The 21320-nt window shown below is 36.6% G+C and carries 27 protein-coding genes and 1 pseudogene; 7 read left to right on the top strand and 21 right to left on the bottom strand.

Annotated elements, in window-relative coordinates:
* Positions 1-51: 51 nt before the first annotated feature.
* Both WJM97_RS06530 and WJM97_RS06525 read right to left on the bottom strand, forming a co-directional pair.
* A complete protein-coding gene (locus tag WJM97_RS06530; RefSeq protein ID WP_353932232.1) occupies positions 52-1146 on the bottom strand; it encodes a hypothetical protein in 1095 nt (364 codons plus the stop codon).
* Between the two features lie 163 nt (positions 1147-1309).
* On the bottom strand, positions 1310-2071 hold the full coding sequence (locus WJM97_RS06525) for a Ycf66 family protein (protein WP_353932231.1): 762 nt from the start codon (positions 2069-2071) through the stop codon (positions 1310-1312).
* A gap of 217 nt (positions 2072-2288) precedes the next feature.
* Here WJM97_RS06525 and gndA point away from each other — a divergent pair, with 217 nt between their 5' ends.
* On the top strand, positions 2289-3719 hold the full coding sequence (gndA, locus tag WJM97_RS06520; protein WP_353932230.1) for an NADP-dependent phosphogluconate dehydrogenase: 1431 nt from the start codon (positions 2289-2291) through the stop codon (positions 3717-3719).
* A gap of 232 nt (positions 3720-3951) precedes the next feature.
* Here gndA and WJM97_RS06515 read toward each other — a convergent pair whose 3' ends face one another.
* On the bottom strand, positions 3952-4341 hold the full coding sequence (locus WJM97_RS06515) for an SET domain-containing protein-lysine N-methyltransferase (protein WP_353932229.1): 390 nt from the start codon (positions 4339-4341) through the stop codon (positions 3952-3954).
* A 168-nt stretch (positions 4342-4509) separates the two neighbouring features.
* Here WJM97_RS06515 and WJM97_RS06510 point away from each other — a divergent pair, with 168 nt between their 5' ends.
* The gene (locus WJM97_RS06510; RefSeq protein WP_353932228.1) at positions 4510-5085 is read left to right on the top strand and encodes a GNAT family N-acetyltransferase; all 576 of its coding nucleotides are present in this window, start codon (positions 4510-4512) and stop codon (positions 5083-5085) included.
* Positions 5086-5304: 219 nt separating this feature from the next.
* Here the strand turns inward: WJM97_RS06510 and WJM97_RS06505 are convergent, their stop codons facing one another.
* Together WJM97_RS06505 and WJM97_RS06500 are read right to left on the bottom strand one after the other, a co-directional pair.
* On the bottom strand, positions 5305-6438 hold the full coding sequence (locus WJM97_RS06505; RefSeq protein WP_353932227.1) for a serine/threonine-protein kinase: 1134 nt from the start codon (positions 6436-6438) through the stop codon (positions 5305-5307).
* A gap of 144 nt (positions 6439-6582) precedes the next feature.
* Positions 6583-7533 carry a class I SAM-dependent methyltransferase gene (locus tag WJM97_RS06500; protein ID WP_353932226.1) on the bottom strand — a complete coding sequence of 317 codons (951 nt, stop codon included), beginning with the start codon at positions 7531-7533 and terminating at the stop codon, positions 6583-6585.
* Between the two features lie 164 nt (positions 7534-7697).
* On the opposite strand from WJM97_RS06500, the gene WJM97_RS06495 reads away from it, so the two are divergent.
* The gene (locus tag WJM97_RS06495; protein WP_353932225.1) at positions 7698-7958 is read left to right on the top strand and encodes a hypothetical protein; all 261 of its coding nucleotides are present in this window, start codon (positions 7698-7700) and stop codon (positions 7956-7958) included.
* Complete coding sequence (locus tag WJM97_RS06490; RefSeq protein ID WP_353932224.1) at positions 7955-8356, top strand: type II toxin-antitoxin system VapC family toxin; 402 nt, start codon at positions 7955-7957, stop codon at positions 8354-8356. Before WJM97_RS06495 ends, WJM97_RS06490 begins: the two co-directional genes overlap by 4 nt.
* An 87-nt stretch (positions 8357-8443) precedes the next feature.
* Here the strand turns inward: WJM97_RS06490 and WJM97_RS06485 are convergent, their stop codons facing one another.
* From WJM97_RS06485 to WJM97_RS06465, 5 genes are all read right to left on the bottom strand, one after another.
* Positions 8444-9052: a transposase gene (locus WJM97_RS06485; protein ID WP_353932223.1), complete on the bottom strand. Its 609-nt coding sequence runs from the start codon at positions 9050-9052 to the stop codon at positions 8444-8446.
* Between the two features lie 88 nt (positions 9053-9140).
* Positions 9141-9602, bottom strand: coding sequence for a hypothetical protein (locus tag WJM97_RS06480; RefSeq protein WP_353932222.1), 462 nt, complete (start codon positions 9600-9602; stop codon positions 9141-9143).
* Positions 9603-9605: 3 nt separating this feature from the next.
* Positions 9606-9950, bottom strand: coding sequence for a hypothetical protein (locus tag WJM97_RS06475; protein WP_353932221.1), 345 nt, complete (start codon positions 9948-9950; stop codon positions 9606-9608).
* Between the two features lie 38 nt (positions 9951-9988).
* The gene (locus WJM97_RS06470; RefSeq protein ID WP_353932220.1) at positions 9989-10345 is read right to left on the bottom strand and encodes a hypothetical protein; all 357 of its coding nucleotides are present in this window, start codon (positions 10343-10345) and stop codon (positions 9989-9991) included.
* 232 nt (positions 10346-10577) lie between these two features.
* Positions 10578-10772 (bottom strand): DUF433 domain-containing protein, encoded by a 195-nt coding sequence (locus tag WJM97_RS06465; RefSeq protein WP_353932219.1) that lies wholly within the window; start codon positions 10770-10772, stop codon positions 10578-10580.
* A 166-nt stretch (positions 10773-10938) separates the two neighbouring features.
* Between WJM97_RS06465 and acnB the strand changes: the two genes are divergently transcribed.
* A complete protein-coding gene (acnB, locus tag WJM97_RS06460) occupies positions 10939-13569 on the top strand; it encodes a bifunctional aconitate hydratase 2/2-methylisocitrate dehydratase (RefSeq protein ID WP_353932218.1) in 2631 nt (876 codons plus the stop codon).
* A 197-nt stretch (positions 13570-13766) separates the two neighbouring features.
* Here acnB and WJM97_RS06455 read toward each other — a convergent pair.
* The 4 genes and pseudogenes from WJM97_RS06455 to WJM97_RS06440 form a co-directional block, all read right to left on the bottom strand.
* Positions 13767-14216: pseudogene (locus tag WJM97_RS06455) on the bottom strand (WD40 repeat domain-containing protein); the annotation flags it as partial.
* 196 nt (positions 14217-14412) lie between these two features.
* On the bottom strand, positions 14413-14814 hold the full coding sequence (locus WJM97_RS06450) for a hypothetical protein (RefSeq protein ID WP_353932217.1): 402 nt from the start codon (positions 14812-14814) through the stop codon (positions 14413-14415).
* Positions 14815-14827: 13 nt separating this feature from the next.
* Positions 14828-15022 carry a hypothetical protein gene (locus tag WJM97_RS06445; RefSeq protein ID WP_353932216.1) on the bottom strand — a complete coding sequence of 65 codons (195 nt, stop codon included), beginning with the start codon at positions 15020-15022 and terminating at the stop codon, positions 14828-14830.
* Between the two features lie 107 nt (positions 15023-15129).
* Complete coding sequence (locus WJM97_RS06440) at positions 15130-15285, bottom strand: hypothetical protein (RefSeq protein WP_353932215.1); 156 nt, start codon at positions 15283-15285, stop codon at positions 15130-15132.
* Positions 15286-15330: 45 nt separating this feature from the next.
* On the opposite strand from WJM97_RS06440, the gene WJM97_RS06435 reads away from it, so the two are divergent.
* Positions 15331-15588 carry a hypothetical protein gene (locus WJM97_RS06435; RefSeq protein ID WP_353932214.1) on the top strand — a complete coding sequence of 86 codons (258 nt, stop codon included), beginning with the start codon at positions 15331-15333 and terminating at the stop codon, positions 15586-15588.
* A 148-nt stretch (positions 15589-15736) separates the two neighbouring features.
* On the opposite strand, the gene WJM97_RS06430 is transcribed toward WJM97_RS06435, so the two are convergent.
* The 7 genes from WJM97_RS06430 to WJM97_RS06400 form a co-directional block, all read right to left on the bottom strand.
* Positions 15737-16129 (bottom strand): hypothetical protein, encoded by a 393-nt coding sequence (locus WJM97_RS06430; protein WP_353932213.1) that lies wholly within the window; start codon positions 16127-16129, stop codon positions 15737-15739.
* Between the two features lie 173 nt (positions 16130-16302).
* Positions 16303-17610, bottom strand: coding sequence for an NF041680 family putative transposase (locus tag WJM97_RS06425; protein ID WP_353932184.1), 1308 nt, complete (start codon positions 17608-17610; stop codon positions 16303-16305).
* Positions 17611-17827: 217 nt separating this feature from the next.
* Entirely contained in the window at positions 17828-18190 is a 363-nt protein-coding gene (locus WJM97_RS06420) for a type II toxin-antitoxin system RelE/ParE family toxin (protein WP_353932212.1), read from the bottom strand.
* A complete protein-coding gene (locus WJM97_RS06415) occupies positions 18180-18425 on the bottom strand; it encodes a hypothetical protein (protein ID WP_353932211.1) in 246 nt (81 codons plus the stop codon). Before WJM97_RS06415 ends, WJM97_RS06420 begins: the two co-directional genes overlap by 11 nt.
* A gap of 154 nt (positions 18426-18579) precedes the next feature.
* A complete protein-coding gene (locus WJM97_RS06410; protein WP_353932210.1) occupies positions 18580-19095 on the bottom strand; it encodes a hypothetical protein in 516 nt (171 codons plus the stop codon).
* 37 nt (positions 19096-19132) lie between these two features.
* Positions 19133-19561, bottom strand: coding sequence for a hypothetical protein (locus tag WJM97_RS06405; RefSeq protein ID WP_353932209.1), 429 nt, complete (start codon positions 19559-19561; stop codon positions 19133-19135).
* A 298-nt stretch (positions 19562-19859) separates the two neighbouring features.
* Positions 19860-20807, bottom strand: coding sequence for an IS630 family transposase (locus WJM97_RS06400; RefSeq protein WP_353932208.1), 948 nt, complete (start codon positions 20805-20807; stop codon positions 19860-19862).
* A gap of 47 nt (positions 20808-20854) precedes the next feature.
* Between WJM97_RS06400 and WJM97_RS06395 the strand changes: the two genes are divergently transcribed.
* Positions 20855-21166 (top strand): transposase, encoded by a 312-nt coding sequence (locus tag WJM97_RS06395; protein WP_353932207.1) that lies wholly within the window; start codon positions 20855-20857, stop codon positions 21164-21166.
* Positions 21167-21320 lie beyond the last annotated feature (154 nt).

The raw sequence follows: 21320 nt of genomic DNA, 5'->3' as shown, positions 1-21320 counted from the left end.
TATTTTATTCAGTCATAGAAAGTTCTAGAAATCATCCTATTACAACATCAATTAATCCAATAATTCAGCCGAAAACATAGAAGACAACATCTGAAAATAAGGCATTAATATATTAACTTGTTGAGTGTTGAGACGATCTTGGATTTCAAACCTCAGTAAATATAACATTTGACGCACTATATCCCATTTAACTTGTAAAGTTGGATAGAGCATCACACACAAAGGAAATAACTCTTCTTGAATAGCAGAAACATTACCTTCTAAAACACATACCCATAAATAAACTTGGAACATTTCCACATCACGGATGCTAGAAGTTCTAACTAATTCATCACTTAACATCCCAGACATAGTTTCATATCTAGGGAAAAGCTCAACAATTTTTTTAGTAATTGTCTGGGCAATTTCTGTACTAACTGGTAATAGCTTTTGTACCACCGATATAGTTGGAGAATTATAATCATGTTTTGCTGCTGCTAAATAAGCACGCTGTAAAGGCATATACAAATGGTCATCAATTACCTTAAAGTATGCACCTACTAGCGATCGCTCAAAACTATTTAGCGATTCTATCAGCATTTGTCCAGTGTAATGAAACTGCATACTCACAAAACCAATCGCTCTGGGATCAATGTTTGTATATTTTTTTCTGACTGCTCCTATATCTGCACCAATCACCCTTGCTAACTCTTGAGGAGCTATCTGTTCAGTTTCCAGCTTTAAATCTTCTAGAGATATCAAATCATCAGTTTGAACAAATTTTGTCAATAAATCAAGAGGCCTACTGGCTCCGGATAGGGTATAGACATCTAGGGCTTTTTGGTAAATTTGAAAACAATCTTGGGAAATCTCCCAAGGATTGATGACATTAAAATCTATACGGTGTTGAATAATGGGACCAGCAAGTAGATCCTCGGTTTTATTCCATGCTTTTACACTGATACTCCGTAAAGATGCCATGATTGTTGCCGCCGTTTTCTGTCGTCCAGAGACAGATATTATCTCTGACAAACTGAGAGGCGTTGAGTTTTCCTGAGTATCAGTATTAACTAGGAGATTCTGCAAATACTTTTTAGCCCATTGTTGAGCTAAAGGTTCAATAGATATTCTACTTTCTGCACCTGATAACGATTTTGTATCTGACACTGGTTTTAAATCATTGCCTGAATTGTATGTAATAAAAATTATACATCTTTTTCCGGAAACTTTAGACAAATTTTAAGATTTTTTCATACAAAGTGCTTACATAAAAATGCTGAAAGGAACTGAACAATAGATGATGTTTATTATTTCCAGTTCCTTCCAGTACCTAACTTCCAGACTCTGAATTTGGTGGTAATTTTTCTGATGGTATATCTGCTGGAATATTAGGCGTATTATCTGAGACAACTTGATCCTGTGGAGGACTGGGTGGTGTGAGTTCTTCCTTCACCTCAGTTGTGGGAATTTCCGTTTCCTCCACAGTTTGAGGAGAATTTTCCGGTGGTTGTTCAGTCACAGGAAATTGAATATCAGGTGTAACTTCCTCCGGAACCTCAGTTGAGGGAATTTCCATTTCCTCCACAGTTTGAGGAGAATTTTCCGGTGGTTGTTCAGTCACAGCAGTAGTTTGATCAAGAACTTCCTCAACAGGTTTTTCTGTGGTGGCGACTGGTTTCTTCGTCAGAGTTTGTTGTACCTTACCTTTGACACCACTGAACACACCACCAAGCGCAGCTGGTAATTGTTTGAGCCTTTCCAGCACAGATAACCTAGATGCCTGTTCTTGGATACTCACCTTAACTGACTCAGAACTAGGAATAGGAGTTTGTTGTACCTCCGGTGTCAGTTGACGACGTAAAGACAGAGTTTGTCCACCAAACCAAACCAAAAGCGCCACACTAGCTATATGTCCCAGCAACAGACCTCCGGTAATTCGTGGTGCAAAAATCCACAGTACCAAAGCGTAGAACATCCCCACACCACTCCAGATAAAATCATTCTTGCGGTGGATTTCCGGGAAAAAAAAAGCTGCTAGGTAAATAGCTAAACTACCAAGCCCCACTACAAACGCTAGGAGATAGGCCAGCATTTTTTCGACTCCTTACTGTTGTGTCAATATTTCCATTTTGCAAATTTTGTGACTGAATTGTTGACTTCGATACAAATTAAAACCGTATTAGTTATGGTTTTCTGTTTTTAACATCAACTCTTAATGTCTTCTTTAGGAGTGAACCCAAAATCTCGGTTTACCCTTATAGATGAAAGGATCTGCAAGAGTTAGCCAAAACCAAAAGAAGATTTGAACTATGACATTACAAAGCTTTGGTGTGATTGGATTAGCCGTAATGGGCGAGAATATCGCTCTTAACGTTGAGCGTAATGGCTTCCCAATTGCAGTTTACAACCGCTCTCGTGAAAAAACCGATGCCTTCATGGCCAACCGTGCTGGAGGACGGAATGTTGTTGCAGCATTTACCTTAGAAGAATTTGTCGCTTCATTAGAACGTCCTCGCAAAATCTTGGTAATGGTGCAAGCTGGTAAACCAGTTGATGCAGTAATTGCCCAGTTAAAACCATTATTACAAGAAGGTGACATCATCATTGATGGTGGTAACTCTTGGTTTGAAGATACAGAAAGACGCACTCAGGAATTAGAACCCACCGGTTTACGCTACATCGGTATGGGTGTGAGTGGTGGTGAAGAAGGCGCGTTAAACGGACCTTCCCTCATGCCTGGTGGTACAAAAAGTTCCTATGAGTACCTTTCCCCCATCTTTAACAAAATCGCTGCTCAGGTTGATGATGGCCCCTGTGTAACCTACATTGGACCCGGTGGTTCTGGTCACTATGTAAAAATGGTTCACAACGGGATTGAGTACGGCGATATGCAGTTAATTGCAGAAGCCTATGATTTACTCAAAAATGTTGGTGGTTTAAATCCTGCACAGTTACATGAAGTATTTTCTGAGTGGAATAAAACCGACGAACTCAATTCATTTTTGATTGAGATTACCGCTAATATTTTCCCCTACGTTGACCCTGATACCAAAATTCCCTTAGTTGACTTAATTGTTGATGCTGCGGGACAAAAAGGTACTGGTCGTTGGACTGTACAAACTGCTTTAGAATTAGGCGTTGCTATTCCTACAATTACTGCGGCTGTAAATTCTCGAATTATCTCTTCTATTCGAGATGAACGGATTGCGGCTTCTAAACAATTAACTGGCCCTGTTCCTACTCAGTTTAAGGATACAAAGACTTTTGTGAACATGGTGCGTGATGCACTTTATTGTTCTAAAATCTGTTCCTATGCCCAAGGTATGGCGTTAATTTCTACCGCTTCTACAACCTACAATTGGGGTTTAAATTTGGGTGAAATGGCTCGAATTTGGAAAGGTGGTTGTATTATTCGTGCTGGTTTCTTGAACAAAATTAAGAAAGCTTTTGACGAAAATCCTGGCTTACCTAACTTGTTGTTAGCACCTGAATTTAAGCAAACAATTCTGGATAGACAAGCTGCTTGGCGGGAAGTAATTGTCACTGCTGCGAAGATGGGAATTCCTGTTCCTGCTTTTAGTGCTTCTTTGGATTATTTCGACAGCTACCGCAGAGAACGTTTACCTCAAAACTTGACTCAAGCACAACGGGATTACTTTGGCGCTCACACCTACAAACGGATTGATAAGGAAGGAACTTTCCACACTGAGTGGGTTCCCATTGCTGAAGCTAAGAAGTAAGTTGTTTTTAGTTAGTTAAGATTGATTTTAGGGGCGGTTTTACCGCCCTTATTTTTTAATGAATGCAGATGATTTGATCAGTTTACTCACAAGTATTTCCCTGTTTATCTACAATTACTAAACAATCATTATTCACCTAAGTAAGCATTTTATAAAAAGCAGGGGCTTAATTACCATTTTCATCTAAAATTCATCTTAACATGAATTCCATCTTAATCAGTTAAAAACTAAGTTATAGAAATCCTTTTTTATCAACATATTCATCAATATTGGTATAAAATAAAGTAATTTCTTCGCCTTTTCTGATATCTTTTTGCGCGATCAAATGTGACCAAATGCCAATTTCGTTTTCAACCCAGTCTATAAAGGAATTAGGTTCTCTATTATGATTACACAGAGAAGCTAAACCAAATACTAAATATGCGTTGGACTCTTTGCTTCCTTTATATTCCGATGGCTGTACAAACAAATATTTGAAGACTTCTATCTTCGGTTGAACACTTTTTCTGATTTCCGATGGAATTATGCTGACGGCAGCTATTTCTAGTAATGTTCCTTTAGAAATATCTTGCGTAGCTATAATTCCACGCCCCTTATTGGGTATTATATTTACTTGTATCATCTACTTATTTTTTATTCAGAATTTGAGTTTGTAACAATTCACGGTAGAGTGTACTATATAATAAATGATTCAGTCAAGAACTATTTTTTCACGGGATTTACACAACTGGCATCGCTCACCGTAGATATATTTGTGGTTATGTAATTCCTAATTTCAGCGCGTAACAATATGTTAAAAAGTATCCTCTTAGAACAAGAATATAAGCCCACAGGGGCAAAGATTTTTTTGGCTACCATACAAGAATATAGCCATATACAACACTTAATTAAACTAGCTCAAGACTCAAGATTAATAGATTTATTGGGCTGGAATACATTTTTTGAAATTCATGAAATAGAAAAATTTATAGCTGCTATTTCATCTCATGCTTTACCTTACTGTCGAGATAGTGAACCTTTAGTATTTGGAATTTACTTAACTCTGGATGATTTTCCCATCGGATATGTGGTTTTAAAAGGGATGAATGTGGATCTACTGGCTGCTGAAGTAGGGGTAGTAATTCTAGATTCAAGATACAGAAACAAAGGATATGGAAGATTAGGATTACAACGGATAGTAAATTATGCCTTTAATGAATTACAACTGAAAACTATTGGATCGTCAATTTTACTATCTAACAAAACTTCAATTAATATGTGTAAAAAAACAGGATTTATTATTAAGGAAACTATGTATAAATCCTGGACTATGCCGAATGGAGATTTAGCAGATATGGTATTAATGGAGTTGAGTAAAGTAACATAACATAAATATCCTGTAGTGCTGCAAAATGGAAGCATTCAGCTAGTCCTGATGGTACAATTTTGGTAAGTGGTGATATGGAAGGTAATACAGCAGCTTTCAAATGCTTTCCAGCTAAAGATTGTGGGTTTAGTTTTGTACCTCACTTTACCCAACTCTGTTGTAATTATTTGCAAATTTTAGGTTTGTATGAAAAGATGAATATCCGGTATCAGTAATTTATTAACTTTCTGAAAATTTAGCTCTCATTTCTTCTAGTTCTTGATCTATGACATCATTATTGTTATTAGTAACATTAGAATTAGATGTTGGTGATTTTGGGTTTTGTGGTTGCTGTTTACCTCCTGTAAATTGTGTTTTTACTGCTTGTAATTCTTTGTTTATCTGATCAGATTGACCAGGATTTTGAGAAGTAGGAATATTTTGTTTAACGGGTTGATTAATAATTGTTGGTGGAATCACTACGGGAGTTTGTGGATTTAAACTTTGTAAATCTTTCAAAACTTCTTCCGTTGTTTGATAACGACTACTAGGAATAGTTTGTACCATTTTATCAATAACTACCCCTAATTCATTACTCACAAGAGTTTTTAAAAACTGTCTCCACACCCAAGCTGCATGATGAGTATCATAACTCTCAAAGGGTGAACGACCAGTTAACAAATTAATGCAAGTTACCCCTAAACTATAGATATCACTGGCAAAAATTGCCCTTCCTCGCATCTGTTCTGGTGCAACATATTCAGGACTGCCGATACTTGTTCCTGTTCTATTTAAAGCTTGTCCTGCGGTTGATTTCGCTGCCCCAAAATCAACTATTACCAGTTTATTATCGCTATTTCTCCTAATAATATTTTCGGGTTTAATATCCCTATGAATTACCTGTTTACTATGACAAAATTGTAATACACTTAATAAATCATGCAATAATTCTTTAATTTGATTTTCATTAAAAGTACCTTTATTTAATAACTCATGGGCTAAATTTTGCCCATTTATAAATTCTTGTACCAAATATTGTCTATCATCTTGTGTACAATAAGCTAAAAGACTGGGAATTTGCGGATGTTCTCCCAATTCATCTAACTGTACAGCTTCCTGATTAAATAACTCTATTGCTTTTTGTACTGTGTTTGTACCCTGTGCTTGGGGGTAAAATTGCTTAATGACACAGGGAGGTTTTGAGGGTTTATCCTCATCCACTGCTAAAAATGTTCTCCCAAAACCACCTTGGCCGATGGGTTGGATAGCGCGGTAACGTTCTTTTAGAAGTAGTTTAGTACCGCAAGTTATACAGAATTTGACATCATCAGGGTTTTCTGGTTGTAAACAGTGGGGGTTAAGACAGTAACTCATAAATATTACACTTTCACTTATACTTATTGTGCCTTGTATTTTGCTAAATAGTAATTGTTAAGATTGTTAAAGAATATTAGATTGAAATAAAACCATTTTTTGTGTAGGGTGCATTAATGAAATTTAACGCACCTTTTAGGTTAATTAATTGTGTTTTTGAGCTACAATAGTACGATGTCTGGGGTCACTAGGAACGGTGATTAAAACATTAAAACCTAGCGATTTTAAACACCCTTCAATGTCAAACAGATAGTAGTCATCACTCCAAGGTTCTGTACTTTTCATTAAGGTGAATAATACTGGAGGTAAGTTCTGAATTACAGGTGATTTAGGGTTATTATCTACAATAGCAAAACAACCACCAGGACGGAGTAAACGTAATGCTTCTTGGAAGATTTCTTTACTTGCAAAACCGGGAAGTTCATGGGTGACAAATTGCAGAGTTATTAAGTCAAAAGACTCACTGGGTAATTCTGTTTTCTCCGCTTGCGCGTGCAACCATTGGGATATTTCTTTGTAAGTGTCTAATTCTTGCGCTACAGTCAACATATAGGGAGATAAATCTAAACCGACTGTACGCACGGGATGATTTTGTTTTTGTTGATAAAAACGATGCAGAGATAAGGTAGAAATTCCTACAGAACAACCGATATCGAGGATATCATTAATATCTTGGGTGGTGTATTTAGCGAGAACTTCGTGAAAACTGGATCTTAATCTGCGGTGTGCGGTTTCCCAAGTGATATTTTCTTTTGGCCACACCCGCAAGGCCATAGAATAGGTTGCACTGGGTACTTCAAATGCTGCTTTCCAACACATATTTCCTTGATCATAAGCATGGAAGGGAACGTTATAATAATCAGGATAGGTTACTTTAGGATTTGTATTTTCTTGCAGCTTGTTTTTGATTTCTGAAGCTTCTAGTTTTTGGTAATTTTTACGCCAAGCAACACCGTTTTTTTCGGCGGTTTTAATAAGTACCTGTCTTGCTTGTTGTTTCATCAAGCTGTAGATGGGTTTGGTATTAATTAATAGGTTGACGAATTTGGAAAGTAAGGTTTCTCCAGCCCAATCTGGTTTAATTTTTGCAGTCATTGGTAAGATAGGTGTAGAGGTTTTTTGTTTATTTATATTGTATATGAGATTATTGATTTCTTTTGTCAGAATCAGGATGTCCAGGATTTTAGGATTTATAGGATGTAATTGATATATAATAATATATGGTATGTTATGATGTAGTTACCTTGTTTAGAAAATTTATGGAAACAATAACTATAAACTCTCATGTTGGACAAGATGGAATATTACATTTAGATATTCCTGTTAATATTAGTAATGCTGATTTAACAGTTACTATTATTGTTAAACCTAGTGATAATTCTCAACAGGAAAATAAGCCTAAAGGAAAAGGTTGGCCTGCTAATTTTTTTGAAGAAACTTCAGGTTGTTTAAAAGATACTCCTCTAGTTATTGATTCTGAAGGTGTTTTTGAGGATTTAGAGGATTTTAAATTATCATGAAATATTTGTTGGATACGAATGTATGTATTAAATATTTGAATGAAGATTTAGTTATTAGAAGAAAGTTAGAAGATACTAATTTAGAAGATATTGTAGTTTGTTCTGTGGTGAAGTTAGAGTTATTTTATGGAGCAATGAGAAGTGATAAGCCTGATCAAGTTTGGGCAAAGGTAAAGCGATTTTTAGAGGTGTTTGTTTCTTTACCTTTAGATGATATTTCGGCTTTGAATGCGGGTAAAATTCGCGCTCAATTAGCTAATTTTGGTACTCCTATTGGATATAATGATTTATTAATCGCTTCTATTGCTTTGTCTCATGATTTAATTTTAGTGACCCATAATACTAGGGAATTTATCAGAGTTGAAGGTTTAAAATTAGAAGATTGGGAAATTGAATGATTGTCAGAATTAGGATGTCCAGGATTTAAGGATTTATAGGATGGGGTTATTTTAAATTAATAAATATTCAGTAAGAGATCGTACTAATTACCATTTAGAAGGATTATTAGGATGTAATTGATCATTTTCCCAAGATAAAGGATTATTTTCGACGTATTCTCTAATTCTTGCTAAAGATTCATCATTTCTAATAATATGATCATAATAATTGCGTTGCCAAACGGGATTTTGAGGTGTATTACGAATCATATTAATTTTCTTGGTTGTTGCTGATTTAAAACCTGCTATTAATGATGATAAAGATTTTGGTTTCATTGATATTTTTAGTGATGATGATTGAATTTGTTGTAGGGGCGAACGGCCGTTTGCCCCTACATTATTATCCAGAAAATCTACATTATTTTTAATAAAATCTCTGTTTATTTCCTGATTAATAATAACAATTCCATGAAAATGATTAGGCATGATTACAAAATTATCCAACTCAATTTCTTTTCTAATTTCTGCTGATTTTAACCATTCTTCTTTTATTAATTCACCAAAATTATTTAATATCATTTGACTATTTATAATATTTCCAAATAAACATTCACGTTGATAACAACAAATTGTAATGAAATAAAGACCAGATTGAGAATAATCATAGCCTTTAAGACGAATTGATTGACGTTTATGTATATTGGGATTATAGGTCATAAAATTTAATCTTAGATATATTTTTCATGTAATATTTTATATTGTAGGGGTGAACGGCCGTTCACCCCTACCCAACCATTAAACAATGTTAAAAACTGGCCATAAATAAAATCCTTTTGTTAAACAAATCCAATAATTTTTGATAATCTTGACTAATTTTCACATTATTTTTTAGTGATGTACTTTTATTTTCACCAGAAAGACATTTCTGAGTTTTATCAACTATAATTTTCTCTAAGGTTGACCATAATTCTTCATTTACAAATGACAATGTATTAGTTTTTGGATCAAAAATATGCTGATATTTCTTATCCAAGTCTGCATCTATTTTTTCTAGTTCGGATAAAGTAATATTACATAAATAATCTAACTCAACATTATCAAAATATTTGTCTACGTATTCTTGAGACTTTGTTTCTGTACCTTGAAATAATTCTTTTAAGCATTTATAAATGCTGTTTGTATTAAAAGGATTAGTTTCACCATTAAATTCTGATAGAAACATCTCAGAAAATATTTTGATAGTGAAAAATTGAATCTCTTGTGGCATTTTTTATCCTTTCCATACTTGTTTAATATAATCAACAAGTGACTGCATATCACTTAATTTTGATAAGTTTTGGATTAATCGTTGTACTTGTTCTCTATCATAATAACCAATATCAACCTGACCTTGATAGGCTTGTTTAAATCTCTCTAGCTCTTGTCTAGCTGTATTAGTTATTACATTTATAGGAAAAACATAATAATAGCCACTAGGTTTTCCTTCTCTTTCCCATCTTTTTTCAACACTTCTAATTGCTGATTTTAGATAACTTAAATCAATCTCACCACTGGGATCGTAAGAAGATTTACATTCCCAGATATAGTTTCCTTGTTTAAAGACTTTCGATTCCATATTCAATCTTTCTTTAAATGATTACTGAACAATAACATTTATGCAATTTTTCTGTAATGAGCATTAACAGTATAAGCATTACCTGTTTTACTTACTCTTGTATGTTCTTTAATTACTGTAATTTTCCCATCTAATAAATCTTTGATTAAGTTATTAGCTCTTGGTGAAAGAATCACAAAATCTGCACCTGGTTCATTATCACGCAGATTATCTTCATAATCCTCTCCTGGTATCATGCCAAAGTCGTCCATCAAATCCTTGACTAGAGACTTAAAACTAGCATCTACGATTTTTCCTTTTTCGGTAGCTTTAAGATTGTTGAAATCAGGAATATATTGTAATGCTTGATAAAAGGCATTTTTGACTTGTGTGATAGAGTCTTTTAAGTTCCACATAGATTTTGACTACAAATCAATTGATGTATTACTGTCAGCAAATTACACTAGAGCAATAGTATAAAGCAATCATCGTTAATAACTCTTAATGTTTTTCAGGGACTGCTATAACCAGGGCGAACGGCCGTTCGCCCCTACGTTTTAACTATACAAAGCCAGAATACCAGTATTTTGATTTTCCATAATAGATAAAATAATTTCATGGTTATTTTTTATCATTAATTCTATTATTTTAGTTGTACAGATAATTTAAACAAGCTAAAATATCTTCCTTAGTTAAATAAGGAAAATCAGCTAATATTTCTTCAACAGTCATTCCTGATGCTAAATAGGAAAGAACATCATAAACCGTAATTCTCATACCTCTAATACAAGGTTGTCCACTTCTCTTTGCTGGTTCTATGGTAATAATATTTTTGTATGACATAATTAACTCCTGATAAACATTATTACTTACCTAATGTAAACTTTACTGTTCAGATTATAAACGATAAACTGTTATTGATAACCAATTTAGTCCATTAGTAACTCCTGTAACAATTCCCTTACAATAAAATAAAGAAAACAAGATATTACAGGAGAAAAACTAAACTATGCTGCAAGAATATCGTCAACACGTTGCCGAACGCGCCCAATTAGGTATTCCCCCCTTACCATTAAACGCACAACAAACATCAGCATTGTGTGAATTACTGAAAAATCCCCCCCCAGGTGAAGAAGAGGTACTGTTAAATTTATTACGCGATCGCATTCCCCCTGGAGTAGATGAAGCAGCTTATGTAAAAGCCGGTTTCCTCACTGCAATTGCCAAAGGAGAAATTACCAGTCCCTTAGTTTCTCCTGTAGATGCAGTGGAATTACTGGGAACAATGGTAGGCGGTTACAACGTACAATCATTAATTGATTTACTGCAAGTTTCCAGCAGTGATAATTCTGATACTTCTGAACCACCTTTAGTTATGGGTGGCCAAGGAAAAGAACCCATCGCCGCTTATGCAGCAACCGCACTCAGCAAAATTCTGTTAGTTTATGATGCGTTTCACGATGTTTTAGAACTTGCCAAAACCAACCCCTACGCTAAAAGAGTGGTAGAATCTTGGGCAGAAGCAGAATGGTTTACTTCCCGTCCCACACTCCCCGAAACTATCACCGTCACGGTTTTCAAAGTTCCCGGAGAAACCAACACCGACGACTTATCACCCGCAACCCACGCTACCACCCGTCCTGATATTCCCCTGCACGCCTTAGCAATGTTAGAAACCCGGCAAGTGGGAAGTTTAGAAACCATTGCAGACTTAAAGAAAAAAGGACATCCCGTTGCTTATGTTGGTGATGTGGTGGGTACAGGTTCATCTCGTAAGTCTGCAATCAATTCCGTATTATGGCATTTAGGAAATGATATTCCCTTTGTTCCCAACAAGCGCGCCGGTGGTTATATTTTAGGTAGTGCGATCGCACCTATCTTTTTTAACACCGCTGAAGATGCAGGTGCATTACCCATCGAATGCGATGTCAGCAACATGGAAACCGGCGATGTGATCACCATCCATCCCTACAAAGGCGAAATTACCAACGCTGCGGGAGAAGTGATTTCCGCCTTCAAACTCAAACCAGAAACCATTTTTGACGAAGTTCGCGCCGGTGGACGTATTCCCCTCTTAGTAGGACGTACCCTCACCGACAAAACCCGCGAAGCACTTGGTTTAGCACCCAGTGATTTATTTATCCGTCCTCAAGCTCCCACCGATACCGGAAAAGGCTACACACTGGCGCAGAAAATGGTCGGGAAGGCGTGCGGATTGCCTGGTGTACGTCCGGGGACATCTTGTGAACCAATCATGACTACAGTGGGTTCTCAGGACACTACAGGCCCCATGACCAGAGACGAGTTAAAAGAACTGGCTTGTTTAGGTTTCAGTGCAGACTTAGTAATGCAGAGTTTCTGCCACACCGCCGCATATCCCAAACCTGTGGACATCAAAACCCACCAAGAATTACCCGACTTTTTTGCCCAACGTGGTGGTGTAGCCTTGCGTCCTGGTGATGGTATCATTCACTCCTGGTTAAACCGGATGTTGTTACCCGACACCGTGGGAACAGGTGGAGACTCCCACACCCGCTTTCCTTTGGGAATATCCTTTCCTGCGGGTTCTGGTTTAGTTGCGTTTGCTGGTGCATTGGGTGTGATGCCTTTAGATATGCCAGAATCCGTGTTAGTGAGATTCAAAGGAGAATTGCAACCAGGAATAACTTTGAGAGATATTGTTAACGCTATTCCTTATGTTGCCATCCAAAAAGGTTTATTAACCGTCGAGAAACAGAACAAGAAAAATGTTTTCTCTGGCAAGATTTTGGAAATTGAAGGTTTACCAAATTTAAAAGTTGAGCAAGCTTTTGAATTAACCGATGCTTCCGCCGAACGTTCTTGTGCTGGTTGTACAATTAAGTTGAGTGAAGAAACAATTTCTGAATATCTGCGTTCTAATATTGCCCTGTTAAAAAATATGGTAGCACGGGGATATTCTGATGCGCGAACCATCATGAGAAGGGTGGCAAAAATGGAGGAATGGTTAGCCAACCCACAGTTAATGTCAGCCGATGCAGATGCGGAATATGCAGAAGTAATTGAAATTGATTTAAACGAAATCAAAGAACCAATTGTAGCTGCACCAAATGACCCTGATAATGTTAAGTTATTATCGGAAGTTGCTAATGATCCAGTGCAGGAAGTTTTTGTTGGTTCTTGTATGACAAATATCGGACATTATCGGGCAACTGCGAAGGTTTTGGAAGGTGCAGGAGAGGTAAAAGCAAGGTTATGGATCGCACCTCCTACAAGAATGGATGAACACCAATTAAAAGTGGAAGGTGTGTATGATGTTTTCGTAGGTGCAAAAGCGAGAACGGAGATTCCTGGATGCAGTTTGTGTATGGGAAATCAGGCGCGAGTTGATGATAATACAACGGTGTTTTCTACCTCTACTCGTAACTTCAATAATCGCATGGGTAAAGGCGCACAAGTTTATTTAGGTTCGGCGGAATTAGCAGCAGTTTGTGCTTTGTTAGGAAGACTTCCTAATGTGCAGGAATATTTGGATATTGTGGGTGAGAAAATCCATCCTTTTGCTGATAATTTGTATCGTTATTTGAACTTTGATCAAATTGTTGGTTTTGAGGATGAGGGGAGGGTGATTAGTAAGGAGGATCAGGCGGCTTTGGTATAGTTTAAGTTAGGGTGGGTCTGAATGGACTCACCTGAAATATACAGTAAAATATTGTGGAACAGGCATCCTGCCTGTTAGTCAAGTGAAATTAATCATTTTATAGATTTAGCTGTTAACTTTTTCCAGGGTTGATTTTGGGATTTTTACAGGTTTGATTTTAACACTTTCACAGGCTAGAAGCCTGTACCACAGCAAAGCTAAAAACCCACAGGAATATGCCACAATTTGATAGTACCATCACCACTACCACTAGCAAGGATTTTACCATCGGGACTAAAGGCTACAGACAGAACACAATCAGAATGACCTGTAAGAGTTAATTTGAGTCGACCACTTGTCCAATCCCACAATTTAATAGTATTAATACCACCACTAGCAAGGGTTTTACCATCGGGACTAAAGGCTACAGATTGAACGTAAGAATGACCTGTAAGAGTTGATTTGAGTTGACCACTTTTCCCATCCCACAATTTAATAGTATTATCATCACTACCACTAGCAAGGGTTTTACCATCGGGACTAAAGGCTACAGATTGAACGTAATCAGAATGACCTGTAAGAGTTAATTTGAGTTGACCACTTTTCCCATCCCACAATTTAATAGTATTATCATTACTACCACTAGCGAGTATCTGACTGTCGGGAGCATCCCAATTTTGCAAAAATAACCGCAGCAACACCAGAAACTCTCTTCTTCCTTCTTACCTACCCTGCGGGAACACCTCCGGTGAACGTGTCCTTCGCTCCTACCCTGCGGGAACACCTACTCTATCCCTATGGTCCCGTAAGGGATACGAGAACAGCTTCGCTGAACGGTGAACGTGGTTCATTCATTTCGCGTCTTTACCTCGCAAAAATAAACTTACACATTTGGGATGCTCCCTGACTGTCCGGGCTAAATGTTAAAGACCAAACACCTTTAAAATGTCCAGACATGATATTTATGATCTTCATATTAGACATCCCCGAAAAAGAATCTGAGAGTCTTAGTCTTACTATCTCTAGGTCTAGGTGAAGACCTAAATACGGGAAAGGTCTATTGTTTATATCTAGTAATTTTATTGTGCCATCATTATAGTAACTATAAGCAAGGGTTTGTCCATCGGGACTAAAAGCCATAGAACGAATATGATCAGAATTATCTCTAAAGGTATATTGTAAACATCCACTACCAATATCCCAAAATTTAATAGTTTTGTCATCACTACCACTAGCAAGAATTTGACCATCTGGGGAAAATGCCACGCAAAAAATAGCGTCAGAATGACCTGTAAGAGTCAGATGCTGGAAATTGATGATTCCAAACATCATCTAAAACTTCACAGGGGCGATCACTGCCCATGCTATAACGCTGAATCTCATCAGTATTCAGATGTTGATCTGTTAAGTTTACTTGCTCATGATGATGAATCAGATCATGCCAATAGCCTATTAAATCAAGATGATGATCCATAGATTTTTGTAATATCAATAGTTGTAACAACTATTATATTCAAGTTCGCCATTTTAGGTAGTTTGGGGTGCGTTAGCGGTAGCTTACCGAAGGTATCGCTGTTTGGTTTAGGTAGGATGAATTGCGATCGCTGTTTGATGTAGGTAGGATGAAGTGCGATCGCATTTCTCCAACATACTAAACCGACCTAACCTAACCCCCCAACCTCCTTCCCTTGCTAGGAGATGTGTCGAGGGAGAGGTCAGTATGTTGTATATTGGCAATTAATGTAAAATAAAAACAGCTATAATATTAAAGAGATTTCAATTATGCCAGAAAATCAAGAACCAAACGATAAAGATTATGAAATATCTCGCCAATTAAGAAGTCTTAATAGACGAGTTGAACGTCTTGAAGATACTCAATTGACAGGTAGAGAATTAAATAGAGGATTTGATAAGATTTACGAAGAAATTGATCATCTGGAAGATAAATTTGATCTTCTTCAGTCAGAATTTAACACATTTCGTAATGAAATTAATCAAAAACTAGATACCATCTTAAAACATATCACCGGAATTAATTAAGGCGTTAGCGTTCGCGTAGCGTCTCGTAGAGATAGCTTACCAAAGGTATTGTTATTTCAAGCATAACATTGCCGCAACGGCAAGGTGATGGTTGAAAATAGCAACGGCAAGATGATGGTTGAAAAATAGTTGTAATTAAATCTTTAGCTCAACAATCATTCAAGCTAGGTGAAACAGAAAAATGAGATTGTGCTTGCTGTAACATAGTACGAACCTGTTTGTATCTCAGATATCCAGGCTTAGTCATTAGTTTAGATACACGAGCTTCCGAAGGGTAGACACCATCATGATAAAGCTTGGCACAAATCTGCTGAACTTCTCGACAAGACTGCGCTAAATTTTCTAGAAATAATCCTCGACGATAACTAAGATAATTAGCAGAAATAGCCTGACATAAATCAGGAAAATGCTGGAAAATAGTACGTCTGTCATATCCTAGACATTGAGCAACTTCCCTCATACTTGGTGGTATTTGGCTACTTTCCAGCACACCTATTAAAAAATCTTGTACTTGCTCAGAATCAAACAACTTTGGAGACACCCTTGGTTGACTCTCCTTGCCTTTGAAATTGGTAGGAATTATTCTGAATAGAATGACTAATATCATTTAAAGTCAGGAAATCTAATAACTGGAGTTTAGACTAAGCTATGAAAAATGACCCAGCAGGGCTGAGTTAATCAGAGACTTAGCGAAACTATGAATAATCTTAGGTATTAAACAGCAACAGAAGGTTCTTTAGGTGGACGTGATACTGTTTTTTTAACAATGGGACAGGGGTTTTTACGGTGACGCTGTTTTCCTGGTTTCCAACCAGGAGACTTTCCGCGAGGTTTGGGTGCAGAGGTAGGAGTACCAATAGCGGCAAAAACTCCACCCATAGCTTGAGCAACCCTTCCAGGGGTCAAATTACCCTGAGACTTCTGCCAAGGTAGAGGATTGTCAGTAACCATATCACGGGCTAACCACAATTCCCAAGTCATCAACGGCATGAGGTCACTCCATCGCTCACATTGCTTAGGAGTACCAAAGTTTGGGACGGTCCAATGTAGACGCTGCTTCAAAAAGCGATACCAATGGTCAATCGTAAAGCGACGTAAGTACAGAGACCAAACTTCCTCTAATGGTGGCATTTCTTCTCCTACCCAAGCCAACCATAAAGGTTTGGATGCCCTCATGTTACCTTGCGCGTCCAGACGTTCAACCCTAATCAGTAACATTGGTCTTGTAGCAGCTTGACGAAAGTGTAAATCTTTCCATAAGCTCACACGCACTCGTCCTAATTTTGGGTCATTCACTTCCAAAACAGATGTGGCTTGGGTCAATGTTGTTGGCTCATTCAGTTTAAATTTATCACCATGTTTTTTGGGTCGCCCCTTACCAGAATAAGCTCCTGGTTCACCCCATAAACACAGATTTGAACGCAACCGAACCAGAATATCTGCGGGAATATTCGCAGTTTTTAAGACAAAAGGCGCACATCCATATTCACTATCCCACACAGAAATTGGTCTAACAGGCAAATATTTACATACCTGTTTTAATTGCCAAATTGCTTTTGAGATAGGACTTTCAGAACTTGTGATTCTTTCATGTCTTAAAGGTAATGCCCAACTCCCCTCATTTTCCGGTATCCAGGCTATTGTGCTATATCCCTGTCCTACAGTTATTGGTTTGTTTCCTGCTATGGATGTGCCACTATGTTCATAAGTTCTTTCTTCTAGTTTAACTGCATCTGGTCGTGACCAGTTCGTATGATCTCCTGCCAATAGAGGTCGCTTCACGGTTGGTATCTGTTCAATATATAGCTGCATCAATTTTTGTCGCTGTGGTCTGCTATCTTGTAGTGCTTCATAGATGCTTGGCCACTTACGTCTAAATACTGGTGATAAGGACAAGTCTGCTAGGCAATAAATATTTCTCGTTAGCAATATCGCATCTGTCAATTCAAAAGTTGCATCTTTAGCTCTGCCTAAATATTGGTAGGCTGCTTGACGAAATTCTTTTAAGGAAGTACGTTTCATATTGGCGAGTAAGAGTAGGTGATTCTTCTCTTAGCTTCTGCCAAAAGGGGGACTGTATTCAATCAGACTCCCTTTTTTTTCTTGAACATCACCGATTTAGTCTAAACTCCAGTACAAAGGTATCGCTGTTTTTAGGGATGATGGAAGAGCGATCGCCTTTTTGATGTAAGTAGGATGAGGTGCGTTAGCGGTAGCTTACCGTAGGTATCGCTCTATATTATTCTTCCTCAAAACACTCATTTAAAATTGAATTAATCTCATTAACTGTAATATCTAGTTGTTCCGATTTACTGTAAATTGTTAATAATAAAATACTTTTTTCTGATTCAAGTAAATAAATCAATCTATATCCAGCACTTTTACCTTTTTTGATATTACTATTTTTAACTCTAACTTTATATATATAAAGTTCTAAACCAAATCCAGTCAATCTATCTCCTAAAATATTTCCCTGTTGTAATTCTAAAATCAATGGTTGAATATCAGAACGAATATTCCGATATTTTTTAGCTAAATATTTTAAATTTCTTTTATATTCAGGAGTTAAATCAATATTAATTAAATCGGAATTATTCTGCATCAATACCTTCCCACATTTGTGCTAATGGTATTCTTTTCCCTGCTTTTGCTTCTTGTAAAGCTCGTTTTAAACTAGCTTTAATTTCCTCTACAGGAGTATCATCAGTATCAAATTCATTTTCTTCTGATACTAAAAGAATTACTTTAACTCGACTAGGGGTATCAATATCTAAATTCTCATCTAACAGTAATTGTTTTTTATCATTCAGTGTTGCCATTACTTCAAAAGCTTTCATTATTTTACCTCAACTTAATTTTAGGATGATCATAGCACAACTGATAATTAAAATGGCGATACCTTCGGTGAGCTTCGCTATCGCGTTAGCACAGCGTCTCGTAGAGATAACTCACCGTAGGTATTACTCTTTTGGGGAGTTTGAGGTGCGATCGCTATACTAAAACTTGAACATCACTAAAAGCAGGTTTAATAAACTCCTCCTTATCCTCCAAACTAACATAACCCAAATTAACAGCCATATCCATCAATTCAGTTAAAAACCGCCTCAACTCATCCACAACTTGCTGTTTATTTAACATCACTAATCTTTCCTCAGTTGAATAACCAACCTCCCTTAAATAACACTTAATTTCCTTACCAATAGGTACAAATTTAACAATGATCCAATAACTTTCAGCAAAGTCTAAACGAATAGTTTTACCCCTTTGTAAATCTCCTATATGTTCAGCTAATCTCTCCTCTAATAACATACAAATATCTGGATCAAAAAACACATTAAATTTTGTTTCTCCTATTTCTACAATCACTTTGTGATCATATTCATAACAGAACATTCTTAACCCTAATTCAAACTGAGATAATTCTCCCAAAGGATCATCAGGAGGATCAGCAAAATTTTCTAAATTGCGTTCTGCTAATCTGATTTTAAATTGCTCAACTTTATTCATTATAATTACCCCTTAATTTTATTAAGTTTATTGAATTTTATTTAGGCTTTACTATCGGATAAGAATATTTAATTGTACCATCTGGATTTCTCCCAATTAGAGCATAAATTACATTTTCTGTCACACTGCCATCAGTATGATATACTCTACCAATGGGACGATTAAATTTAATAGTATAATTTCCATAATACTTGGAAATTAACTTTTCCAATGTCAACCAATCTTGATCATTTAACCATTGTCCTTGATCTTGATTCTTACTAGATGCTCTACCCTGTAAATTACTAGGTTTTAACTTTGCACCATGATGACGGATAATATGATCATAAGCCTTAGTTGATTTGGGATTATCCCATTGCGGTTCGCTTCCTGTACCTCTCCACTCACAACCACTACCCACTTCGACTGTATCGTCAATAATATCATATTCAACAATCTCTATATATTCTAGCTCATCAGACGACAATCTATTTAACCTCCTGAAAAATCAAGACAAAGTGATCATAAACTAAAATTGTCTTCAGAAACTAACACAGCAGAAATACCATATCACCAGAATTAATTAAGGCGATAGCAAAGCTTACCGAAGGTATCGCTTTTTGGTGTAGGTAGGTAGTATGAAGTGCGTTAGCGATAGCTTACCGAAGGTATCGCCTTTTTGATGTAGTTAGAATGAAGTTCGTTAGCGAAGCGCACCGCACCGAAGTTATCGCTTAGTTCCTATTTTCATAAACCTAAAAAATCAGATACAGCACTTCCGGCTGTTATGAGGTACAGTAGCAGCAACTAGCAAACCAGTTTCTTAAATGTTGAGGATTTATTAAGTCGAGTGCAACTGAGATTAGCTTATCAACCATTTCTGTTGTGGTTGGAGTAAAGCTACGTAAGAAAGATTTGAGTTGTGACCACCATAATTCAATTGGATTAAAATCAGGAGAGTATGAGGATAAACAAAGAACTGAAGCACCAACAGCTTCAATCATTGACACAATTGAATCTCGTTTATGTGCGGATAAATTATCCATTACTACCACTGCTCCCGACCATAACTGTGGCACTAAAAACTTTTCAACAAATACTTCAAAAGCGTTGCCATCCATTGAATCATTCATTGTCATTAATGCAACTACTTTTTTAATACTAATAGCTCCAATTACTGTAACCTTTGAGCCTCGATAAAAGGGTTTGACAGAGTAAGCTCTTGCTCCTAGTTGTGAGCGGGCATGAGTCCTCGTTAAGCCAAGTAGGATACCAGTTTCGTCCAGAAATACTAAATTTTCTGGCTCTATATTTTTGACCTGATCCCAATAATCTAATCTTAAATTCAGAACTCTTTCTGTTCCTGCTTGGGTACTCCGCGTTGTTTTTTTTTTACGATTTAATCCTAATTTCTGTAATGCAGAACACATTGCACTTCGACCTACCCAATTACCAGTTTTATCTGCAAATAATTCACACAATTCTATCAATGTTGCATCCGAATTTGCTTCAACCAATTCTCTTAAATCTATGTCCGCATTTGTCAGATGACTAAATTGTGGTTTTCCTCGCTTCTTGGGTTGTAAATCTCCATCAATTTTTTGTTGTTTTACCAGCTTTTGTACTAAACTTTTTGACACAGAAAATATATTAGCTACTTTCCTGATTGATATGTTTTTTTGAATATGGGCAGCAACTATTTTTTCTCGAAGATCCAGAGAGTATGATTTCATTTAAAAGCATTTGTATTTTAATCTAGTGTACCTCATTACAGCCGGAAGTGCTGTATTGTTATGCACCACTATATATATTCTGTGGCAAACATCTATTAGCAGCCAAATTAAGACCATCAAACGTAGACCCAGCAGCAGGAGCATTATCAGAATTACAGAGAGTCATTAAACAAAGTTTAGTTAAAACTGAATTACAGAATGCACAAGTTGGTACTATCCGTACCAAGTTGTTGAAGTTAGGAGCTTTGATTAAGATAACAACCAGACGAGTTTTAATTGCGATTAATAGTTCTTGTCCCTACAAGGATATTTATGCGACTGCTTACCGTTGTTTGCAGTTGTTACCCAATCCTGGTTAATTCTTTGGCGGCAATTATCACGCTCATTTCTAGTTTTTATTAGGGTTAAAAAACTTGTTTTTTCTTAACTCTGTTTTTTGATGTCTAAGTTCACTAAAATAATTTTTATATCCGTATATACCAAGACATTTATATGATATATTTGACGACTTTT

Origin of the sequence: Okeanomitos corallinicola TIOX110 (assembly GCF_038050375.1) — a bacterium.
Lineage (GTDB): Bacteria > Cyanobacteriota > Cyanobacteriia > Cyanobacteriales > Nostocaceae > Okeanomitos > Okeanomitos corallinicola.
This window is presented reverse-complemented; position numbering and strand designations above follow the sequence as displayed.